Raw genomic sequence first — 9,823 nt, forward strand, 5'->3', positions numbered from 1 at the left:
GCCCGCCGCCCGCGGCGCGGCCCCGGTGCCCTGGCCGGCCCGGACGCGCCCGGTGTCTCTCCGAGTCTGTGAGCCGTTCGCCGTCGAGGTGTTCGAGGTGCCCGAGGGATTTCCTCGGCCTCGGCCCGAGCGGCTGACTCGCCGGACTTTCCATCGGTCTCTCACCGTGAGCTGATCCCGTACCTCCACGCGCCCTCGGCCAGGGCCCCCGCCAGTCCAGGAATCACTCGTTCCGGGACGGGCGGCAGGGCCCGTTCCGCGCTGCTGCCGCCCGCCCGGCCCCGAAAGGACCGTGGCCGTGGCCCGCAATCGACACCATCCCCATGCCCTGCGCGGGGGCGAACCGCGCCGTACCGAACCGCGCCGTACGGAAGCCCCCCGTACCGAATCGCGCCGTACCGAACGCGACCGCGCGAGGCGTGCGTACGGGCAGAACTTCCTCGCCGACCCGGGCGCCGTCGCCCGCGTCGTACGCGCCGCCCGCCCCGGGCCCGGCGACCTCCTGGTGGAGGTCGGCGCGGGCAAGGGGGCGCTCACCGAGGCGCTGGCTCCGCACTGCCGTGAGCTGATCAGCTATGAGATCGACCGCCATCTGATCCCGGGGCTGCGGGAGCGGCTCGCCCGCCATCCGCGGGTCCGGGTCATGCACCGGGACTTCCTGACCGCGGCGCCGCCGCGCGAGCCGTTCGCCCTGGTCGGCAATGTGCCCTACGCCCGGACCGCCGAGATCGTGGCCTGGGCGCTGCGGGCGGTGCCCAGGCTGACCTCGGCGACACTGCTCACGCAGGCGGAGTACGCCCGTAAGCGCACCGGGGACTACGGCCGTTGGTCCCTGCTGACCGTGCGGTCCTGGCCGGAGGTCGAGTGGCGGCTGTGCGGGCTGGTGGACCGTACCGCCTTCCGGCCGGTGCCCGCCGTGGACGGCGGGATCCTGCGGCTGACCCGGCGGCCGCAATCGCTGCTCACCGACCCGGTGGCCCGGTCCGCCTACGCGGACCTGGTCGAGCTGGGCTTCACCGGGGTCGGTGGCTCGCTCCACGCGTCACTGCGCCGGGTCTGCCCCGCCCGAGCGGTCGACCGGGCGTGCCGGGCGGCCGGGCTGGGGCGGGAGGTGGTGGTGGCGTACGTGACGCCGGAGCAGTGGCTGGTCCTCGCTCAGGAGTTGACCGCGGTGGTGGCCGGGAAGCGATCGGCCGCTTCGAAGGAGTTGATGGTGCGGGTGAAGTCCCGGGTGGACAACAGCAACTTGTAGATGATGGCCAGCTCGAAGACGAGCAGCAGCGCACCCGATACGACGGTCGTCGCCACCACCGCGTCCAGGGCCGGGCCGATGATGAACACGCCCATCTGGAACTCGATACCGCTGATGAGATGAGCGCGGATGCGGTGGCGCTGTAGGAGGTTCCGGCACCGGACCCACCACGGGAACCGGCGCCGGAACTCCTGGTGCAGATCGACGACGGCGGGGCGGCGCGGGGTCGGTACCTGGACCGGGGCCTCGGCGCCGGCCCCGGCGCCGGTCCCGGCCGCGGCCGGGGTGCCCGGGGCCGCCGTGGCCTCCACGGCGGCCACCGGCTCCAGGGGAGCCACCGTGTCGCGGTCCGTCTCCAGATCGGCCTCGGGGTTCTCCCGCAGCAGGTCCTCCATGAAGGCCAGTTCGGCCTGGTTCTCGGCCTTGCGGGCGGCCCGCATCCGGGCCTTGATCTGCTTGCGCATCCCGTGCCGGATCTTGAAGATCTCCAGCGAGTCGATGTAGCGCAGCGCGTCCAGGGAGGCGACGGCCAGCGCCAGCCACAGATAGAGGACGTCGTCCGTGCGCGCGTACTGGCCGCCCATCAGGGCGATCGAGCAGACCAGCACCCGGATCCGGTCGAAGACGAAGTCCAGCCAGGCCCCGAAGACCGAGCCGGTGCCGGTCAGCCGGGCCAGCTTGCCGTCCATGCAGTCGAAGATGAAGCTCACGTGGTAGAGCACGGCCCCGAGCAGCAGCCATCTCCAGTCGCCCTGGGCGAAGCAGGCGGCGGAGCCGAGGCCCACCAGGAACGCACCCCAGGTGAGTTGGTTGGGGGTGGCCCGGGTGTACCTGGCGGTCCAACGGACCAGCGGTGTGGCCACCGGGTCCACGAGCATGACGGTCCACCACGCGTCTCGCTTCTTCTCGGTGATCCGGCGGACCTCGGCGAGCGGTGGAATGTCTCGGGGCATGGTCAATCTTCCTGGCGTTCGAAAGGAGTTCACCTGAAGCTAAGAAGTTGTTAAGAGAAAGGACAAGATCGGGCAAGGGCAACCTTTGCCAAGGGGTATCGGTCTGCTTGGAGGACCGGGTCCATGGCACGACCAGGCGCGCGTACCGGGATCTACCGCTGGTAGCGGGCCAGCACCAGATTTCCGTCCTCGACCAGCCGTTTCCGCAGCTCCGCCATGCCGATCGCCCCGCTGTAGTACTCCTGGAGCGCCGGGGTGGCCACCTTGTCCTTCCACTCCGGATAGCCGCGCACCGACTGGGCGGGCGCCGGGCGCAGCCGTCCGGCCAGGGCGGCGCCGGTGGCCCAGCCGTGGCGGCGGGTGCGCAGGGCGGGGTCCCGCAGCGCGGTCACGCCCGTGGGGAGCATCCAGTCGCCCCTGGCCAGCCGCACCATATGCGGTGGGCGCAGGAAGAAGTCGATGAAGCGGACCGCCTCGCGCCGGTACGGGCTGTCGGCGGCGATGGACAGCGTCTGCGGGCTCACCCCCTGCCGCTGGTCGCCGCCGGGCCCGGCCGGGGAGGGCAGTACGGTCCAGGCGAAACCCTCGGGCGCCTGCTGCACGATCTGCTGGCGGTAGGAGAAGCCGAGCGGCACCATCGCGTACTTCCCGCCGAAAAAGCCGGGGAGGGTGTCGGAGCCGCCCATGCCGAGGGTGGTCCGCGCGGCGCTGCGGTCGCCGCCCAACTGGTCGTGGATGACACGGGGCACCCGCCGGTCCGCGGCGTCGAACCGGACGGTGACCTTGCCGTCCGCGCCCCGGTGGAAGACCTTGCCGCCGGTGGAGAGGGAGAGGTTGAGGGTCGCGGAGACAGGCTCCTTGAGCGGCCAGGCCACACCGTATGTCCCGTCCCGGGTCAGCTCCCCGGCGGCGTCCTCGAACTCGGCCCAGCTCCACGGCCGTTGAGGCGTGGGGATCCGCACCCGGGCCCGCTCCAGCAGGGCGCGGTTGGCGATGAGCACGCGGGGCTCCTGGAGGAACGGCACACCGTGGACGCCGCCGCCGAAGGTGGCGGTCTGCCAGGTCCGGGCCGGGATCTCGGCCTTGAGCCGCCGGGGCAGCAGATCGGTGAGATCGGCGAGATAGCCGCCGTAGGCGAAGTCGGCGAGGTCGTCGGTGGCGTCATGGATGATGTCGGGCGCCTCACCGCCCTCGAAGGAGGTGAGCAGCTGGTCGTGGACGGCGTCCCAGCTGCCCTGTACGTATTCGACCCGGATGTCGGGGTGGGCCGCGTTCCACTCCCCCACCAGCTGTTTGTTGGCCGCCACGGACTCCTTCTGCCAGGCCAGGGACTGAAAGCGGAGGGTGATCCGGCCGCCGGTGGCCCGCCGCCGCTCGGGCGCGCAGGCGGACAGCAGCGTTCCGGTGGCGGACGCGGCCAGCAGTGTGCGGCGGCGCATCAGTGCTTCACCGCCGCGGCTCCGCATCAGTGCTTCACCGCCGCGGCTCCGCATCAGTGCTTCACCGCCCCGGCCAGGGTGCCGCTGGTGATCCGGCGCTGGATGACCGCGAACAGCACGAGCGAGGGCAGCGTCGCCAGCAGTGAGGCGGCGGCGAGCGGGCCGAGGTCGGCCACGCCCTCGGTTCCGATGAAGTGAGTGAGGATGACCGGCATCGTCTGTTTCCGCGGGGATTTGAGTAGGACGAGCGCGAAGAAGAACTCGTTCCAGGCGGTGAGGAAGGCGAAGAGGGCGGTGGCCACGATGCCGGGGGCCAGCAGCGGGACGGTGACCGATATCAGCGTCCGCAGCCTGCCCGCGCCGTCCACCGCCGCGGCCTCCTCCAACTCGCGTGGTACGGCCCGTGCGTACCCGGCCAGCATCCACAGCGCGAACGGCAGCGACCACACCACATACACCATGATCAGCCCGGCGAGGGAGTCGATCAGCCGGACCTCCTTGAGCACCAGGAACAGCGGGATGATCACCAGGACGAAGGGGAACGCCTGGCTGACCACGATCCAGCCGGTGGCCGCCCGGGACAGCCGGGAGCGGTGGTGCCGGGCCATCACATAGGCCATCGGGGTGGCGATGACGACGGTGATGGCCGCAGCGGCGAGGGAGGCGATCAGGCTGTTGCCCGCGGACCGCAGCAGCGGCTGCTCCTCGAACGCCTGGCGGAAGTTGTCGAGAGTGGGATGGTCGGGGATCCAGCCGGGGTGGAGGCTCGCCAGTTCACGCGGCGGTTTGAAGGCGGTGGAGACCAGCCACAGCAGCGGGAAGGCGAGGAAGACCATATAGCCGAGGAGCGCGAGGTACTGGCCGGTGCGGGCCGCCCGGCGCCCGGCGGTGGCGCGGGGGCTCATGCGTCGTCCCCCTTCAGCCGGGCGACGAGATGGACGGCCAGCAGGATCGAGACCACCGCCACCAGCACACACCCCATCGCCGCGGCATAGCCGAACTGGCCATAGCGAAACGCTTCTTCATAGGCGAAGAGCATCGGTAGCCGGGTACGGCCACCGGGTCCACCGCCCGTCAGGACGTAGACCAGCGCGAAGGAATTCACGTTCCAGATGAAGCTGAGCGCGCTGATGGCGAGCGCGATGGGCCTGATGGCGGGCCAGGTGACGGCGCGGAAGCGGCGCCAGGCACCGGCGCCGTCCATGGCCGCGGCCTCGTGCAGTTCGCGTGGCACATGCGAGAGCCCGGCCAGCAGGGTGACCGTGACCTGCGGAAGGCTCGCCCAGATGCCGACCACGACGACGGCGGGCAGGGCGGTGGACAGACTGCCGAGCCAGTCGCGGTGGATGCCCAGCGTCTCATTGAGCAGCCCCGCGTCGGGGTGGTAGACCAGCCGCCACATGATGCCGACCACGACCTCCGGCATCGCCCAGGGCACGATCGCGAGCGCCCGCGCCAGCCAGCGGAACCGCAGGTTCTGATTGAGCAGCAGCGCGAGGCCGAGCGCGAGCAGGAACTGCGGTACGGAGACGGCGACCGCCCACACCAGGCCGATCCGGAAGGACTCCCAGAAGAGGGTGTCGCGCAGCAGATCCTGGAAGTTGAGCAGCCCGATCCACTGGGTGGGCTCGGTGCGGCCCGCCTGGGAGTCGGTGAAGGCGAGCGCGATGCCGTAGAGCAGCGGGCCGACGCTGAGCAGGAGGATCGGGATCAGCGCGGGGAGGACCAGGAACCACGTCCCGTGGCGGTGCGCCGCGACGCGGCTGCCCGGCCGCTTGCCGGGAGCGGCTGACGGGTGTTCGGCGGAGCCCTCGCCCGAGCGCGCGGAGGCGGCGGTCACGGGTACCAACGGCGCGGCCTCCTTCGGACACGGTGGGAGGGCGGCCCGGGTGGGAGAGCCCACGTCATCGTGCGGAGGGCGGACGGCGCAGTCAAGCGGTTCATCTGAGGCAGCCGGCGCGGCGCCCGGTGCGGCATCCGGCGTAGGACCCGACGTGACACTGGCCGCGGGACCCGATGCGAGACTTGGGCGGCACGGACACGAGGAGTGAGGGGTGTGGCGGTGGCGGATGTCGCCTTGACGGAGGAGCGGGCGCGGGCGGTGCTCTCGGCCGCGCTGCCGCCCTACCGGGCGGGTACCGCGGAGGCCCGGCTGCTGGCCCTCGGCGAGAACGCCGTCTTCGCCGTCGACAGCCTCTCCCTGGTGGTCCGGATCAGCCGCGATCTCGAGGTGTGGGACCGGGCCGCCCGCGAGTTGAGGATCGCCGACTGGCTCGCCCGGGAGGGTCTGCCCGCGGTACGCCCCGACCGGCGCTTCGGCCCCGAGCAGCCGCTGCCGTTCGCCGACCACCTCGTCACCTACTGGCAGCGGCTCCCCGATCCGGTACGCCCCGCCGGGCCGCGCGATCTCGCGGAGCTGCTGCGGATGGTGCACGCCCTGCCCGACCCGCCCGCCGATCCGGCGCCGCTCACACTGCCGCGCCGCGATCTGCTGGGCGGGGTCGAGCGCTGGCTGCGGCTGGCCGGGGACGCGATCGACCCGGCGGACGCGGCGTATCTGCGCGCCCGCCGGGACGACTTCACGACCGCCGTCGAGGAGCTGAGCCCGCGGCTCACCCCCGGCCCGATCCACGGCGACGCGCTGCCGCGCAATGTGCACATCGGCCCCGACGGCCCGGTGCTGGTGGACCTGGAGACCTTCTCGCACGATCTGCGCGAGCACGATCTGGTGGTGATGGCCCTGTCCCGGGACCGCTATGGGCTCGGCGCGGCGGAGTACGACGCGTTCGTGGCGGAGTACGGCTGGGACGTGCGCGAATGGCCCGGCTGCGCGGTGCTGCGGGGCGCGCGGGAGACCGCCAGCTGTGCATGGGTGTCCCAGCACGCCCCGGGCAACCCGGCGGCGCGCACCGAGTTCGCCCGCCGCATCGCCTCCCTGCGGGAGGGCGACACGGCGGTGCGCTGGCACACGTTCTGAACGAGCGGGTCTGAACGAAGGGCTTCGCTCAGGCTCGCCACTCCGGGTCGCGGCCGCTGAGGGCGACCGCGCGGGCCAGGGGCGGGGCGTCGTCGGCCACGGAGACGATGGGGCCAAAAGCCCCCTCGGGGCGCTGCTCGTCCGGGAACGCCGACAGCCACCCGATGATGGCCTCGGCGCAGTGGGGGTCGCAGTCGTAGGGCTGGCCGGTGGCGCGGGCGAGATCCCAGCCGTGGATCACCACCTCGTCCAGCGCCACGATGCCCATCATCTGGGCGGGCATGGTGACACCCCCGGCCTCCGTGGTGCCCTGCCAGGCGGACGGCTCACGCCAGGCGGCGGTCAGCGCGTCGAGCCGACGCGGCAGCTCCTGCCGCCAGTCGGGGTCCAGCCGCTCCGCCGCCCCCTGGCCGGGGGCGGGGGCGTCCGGACCCGCCGCGGCCGTGGTCTTCTCGGCGGCATGGCGCATACCGATGGCGAGCCCCATGAAGTGGTCGAGCAGATCGGCCACGGAGTAGGTGCCACACGGGGTGGGCGCGGTGAGCTGCTCATCCGAGACTCCGCTGAGCAGCGCCGTCACCCGTTGGGCGGCGGGTCCGAAGTCGATCATGACGGTCTGGTCGTCGGTCACGGTGGTTCTTCTCCTCGATCGAGTGCGTGTTCCCCCTCACGCGTATGGACCGCACGGCGGCCGGAAACTCATCGGTGCGGCGCGCTCCGGTGTAGGGGGAGGCGGGCCGCGCGGATGTACGGCAAGGCGGCTCGCGCGGATGTACGGGGGCCGCGCCGATGTACGCGGGGCGGGCCGCGCGGATGTCCACCGGGCCGCACGCTCCGATGTCAGCCGGGCGACGCACTTCCGCTATCCGCCCAGCGGCACACTCCGGAACCCGCCGAGTGAACCGCGCCGACGTCCGCCGGGCCGCACGCTCCGACGTCAGCCAGGCGACGCACTTCCGCTATCCGCCCAGCGGCACACTCCGGAACCCGCCGAGTGAACCGCGCCGACGTCCGCCGGGCCGCACGCTCCGACGTCAGCCAGGCGGCACGCTCCGGTATCCGCCGAGTGAGCCGCTCCGATATCCGCCGGGCGGGCCGCTCCGATGTCCGCCTTGGGCGGGCCGCTGAGCGGAACGGCGGCAGTCGGCCGCGTTCGGAGAGGCGCCCCGAACGAGAGGCACCCCCAAGGGGCGCGGGGCCGTGTCGATGTGCGGCTCCGCCTCGTGGGCGCCGCAGACGATCGACGGCAGGCCGGGGCATTCCCAGCGGAGCGAGAGGCGGTTACCCCACCGCCGCCTCCGCCTCCGCCTCCCGCAGGGGCCAGCCGCCGTCCACCACCGCGTCCGGCGTGCCCTTGCGGCGCAGCCAGGACTGGAAGTCGGCCGCCCAGTGGGCGTACCACCCCACCTGCTTGCGGTGGAGGTCCCACAGCTCGAGCCCGGCGACCTCGCGGTGGCGCTCGGCGAGCGCGCAGGCGACCCGAACCGCCGCCAGCGCGTCCGCACCGGCGTCATGGGCGCGGTCGTGCACCACGCCGTACTCCCCGCACACCGCCTCCAGCGTGCGCTTGCCCTTGCGATAGCGGTCGACGGCGCGGTCTATCGTGTACGGATCCACGACGGGGCCGGTCTCCGCCCCTTCCAGCCGCTCGCTCAGCGGGCGCAGCCCGTGCCGCCCCAACTCGGCGGCGAGCAGGCTGAGGTCGAACGCCGCGTTGTACGCCACCACCGGGGCGCCGGAGCGCCAGTGGGCCACCAGCACCTCGGCGACCTCCTCGACCACCTCACGCGCGGGCCGGCCCTCCGCCGCCGCCTGCTCATTGGTGATCCCGTGCACCGCCACCGCGTCGTCCGGTATGGGCACTTGGGGGTCGGCCAGCCACTCGCGCCGGCCGATCGGCTCCCCGCCCCTCGCCTCGACCACGGCCGCCGTGACGATCCTCGCCGTCCGCGGATCGGTGCCCGTCGTCTCCAGATCGAATCCGATCAGCAGCCCCCGGTGCCAGCCCATGGCCGCCCCTCCCTTTGTCGTACTTCCCCCATGTGTGCCCACCTTCCCATGCACCACTGACAACGCCCGCCACGAGCGGCCCCACGCCCTCTCAACAACCGGACGGCAACCCTCCGCCGGCCCGGCCCGGGATAGCCTCCGTCGTACCCGTGCCGTACGCGGCACAGGTCGAGACAGTCGCCCAGGACAAGGACAGAACAAGGAGGTGGCGGCCCAGTGACCGCCCCGGCCGTTCCCGTACTGAAGTTGAGCGATGTGGATGTGGTGCGCGACGGCACCCCGCTGCTGCGCTCGATCTCGCTCACCGTCCACCAGGGGGAGCACTGGGCGCTGCTCGGCTCCAACGGCGCGGGCAAGTCCACCCTGCTCAGCCTCGCGGGCGCGCTGGTGCACCCGACGCACGGCACGGTGGAGGTCCTCGGCCGCACCCTGGGCCGGGTGGACCTGCGCGAGCTGCGGTCGTTCGTGGGCCATGTGGACCCCCGGCATCCGCTGCGCTCCCCGCTGCGGGTGCGGGACGTGGTGCTCACCGGGCTGACCAACACCGTGGAGCCGGTCCCCCGCCGCCGGCCCACCGCCGAACAGCGGGACCGGGCCGGCCGACTGCTGACCACGCTCGGCATGGGCGGGAAGCTGGACGCGCGCTGGCCGACCCTGTCGCAGGGCCAGCGCGGCCGGGTGCTGATCGCCCGCGCGCTGATGCCCCGCCCCCGGCTGCTGCTGCTCGACGAACCGGCCACCGGGCTGGACCTCGCCGCCCGTGAGCAGCTGCTGGAGAGCCTGGACACCCTGCGCCGCGACCACCCCGAGCTGGCCACGGTCCTGGTCACCCACCACCTGGAGGAGCTGCCCGCCAGCACCACCCACGCGATGCTGCTGCGCACCGGGGAGTGCCTGGCCTCGGGCGCGGTGGACGAGGTGGTGACCACCGACCACATCACCAAGTGCTTCGACCACCCGGTCCACATCACCCGCACCGACGGCCGCTGGACCGCCCGTACGATCCGTAGGATCCGTACGGACCCCGGGAAGCGGATCTGACGCGAAGGGATCCTGTCGCCCATCGCCGTCGCACGCAGGCCCTCTCCTCTCGCTCGTGTGTGGCTCCGGCCGCCCTCCCTCGGGGGTAGGCAGCGGCGGCCGGAGCCCTGAACCACCCCGCCAGGGCTCACAGACACTCCCGGTCGGGGTA

The 9,823-nt window shown here is 72.6% G+C and carries 9 protein-coding genes; 3 read left to right on the top strand and 6 right to left on the bottom strand.

What is annotated here, in order from left to right:
* Positions 1–328: 328 nt before the first annotated feature.
* Positions 329–1,252, top strand: a complete 924-nt coding sequence (erm, locus tag NQU54_RS26480) for an ErmE/ErmH/ErmO/ErmR family 23S rRNA (adenine(2058)-N(6))-methyltransferase (RefSeq protein WP_306279096.1) — start codon at positions 329–331, stop codon at positions 1,250–1,252.
* Here erm and NQU54_RS26485 read toward each other — a convergent pair.
* The 4 genes from NQU54_RS26485 to NQU54_RS26500 form a co-directional block, all read right to left on the bottom strand.
* A complete protein-coding gene (locus NQU54_RS26485) occupies positions 1,156–2,205 on the bottom strand; it encodes a CDP-alcohol phosphatidyltransferase family protein (RefSeq protein ID WP_257633301.1) in 1,050 nt (349 codons plus the stop codon). The genes erm and NQU54_RS26485 overlap by 97 nt on opposite strands.
* A gap of 152 nt (positions 2,206–2,357) precedes the next feature.
* Positions 2,358–3,644, bottom strand: a complete 1,287-nt coding sequence (locus NQU54_RS26490; protein ID WP_257633302.1) for an ABC transporter substrate-binding protein — start codon at positions 3,642–3,644, stop codon at positions 2,358–2,360.
* A gap of 53 nt (positions 3,645–3,697) precedes the next feature.
* Positions 3,698–4,549: a carbohydrate ABC transporter permease gene (locus NQU54_RS26495; protein WP_257633303.1), complete on the bottom strand. Its 852-nt coding sequence runs from the start codon at positions 4,547–4,549 to the stop codon at positions 3,698–3,700.
* Positions 4,546–5,493 carry a carbohydrate ABC transporter permease gene (locus tag NQU54_RS26500; RefSeq protein ID WP_100805872.1) on the bottom strand — a complete coding sequence of 316 codons (948 nt, stop codon included), beginning with the start codon at positions 5,491–5,493 and terminating at the stop codon, positions 4,546–4,548. The genes NQU54_RS26495 and NQU54_RS26500 overlap by 4 nt, the downstream gene beginning before the upstream one ends.
* A gap of 228 nt (positions 5,494–5,721) precedes the next feature.
* Between NQU54_RS26500 and NQU54_RS26505 the strand changes: the two genes are divergently transcribed.
* Positions 5,722–6,621 carry a phosphotransferase enzyme family protein gene (locus tag NQU54_RS26505; protein ID WP_257633315.1) on the top strand — a complete coding sequence of 300 codons (900 nt, stop codon included), beginning with the start codon at positions 5,722–5,724 and terminating at the stop codon, positions 6,619–6,621.
* A gap of 28 nt (positions 6,622–6,649) precedes the next feature.
* Here NQU54_RS26505 and NQU54_RS26510 read toward each other — a convergent pair whose 3' ends face one another.
* Entirely contained in the window at positions 6,650–7,252 is a 603-nt protein-coding gene (locus NQU54_RS26510) for a TIGR03086 family metal-binding protein (RefSeq protein ID WP_257633304.1), read from the bottom strand.
* Positions 7,253–7,902: 650 nt separating this feature from the next.
* Positions 7,903–8,631 carry a 3'-5' exonuclease gene (locus NQU54_RS26515; protein WP_257633305.1) on the bottom strand — a complete coding sequence of 243 codons (729 nt, stop codon included), beginning with the start codon at positions 8,629–8,631 and terminating at the stop codon, positions 7,903–7,905.
* A 216-nt stretch (positions 8,632–8,847) separates the two neighbouring features.
* Between NQU54_RS26515 and NQU54_RS26520 the strand changes: the two genes are divergently transcribed.
* Positions 8,848–9,672: an ABC transporter ATP-binding protein gene (locus NQU54_RS26520; protein WP_257633306.1), complete on the top strand. Its 825-nt coding sequence runs from the start codon at positions 8,848–8,850 to the stop codon at positions 9,670–9,672.
* Positions 9,673–9,823: the final 151 nt, after the last annotated feature.

This window comes from Streptomyces malaysiensis subsp. samsunensis, assembly GCF_024519315.1.
Lineage (GTDB): Bacteria > Actinomycetota > Actinomycetes > Streptomycetales > Streptomycetaceae > Streptomyces > Streptomyces malaysiensis.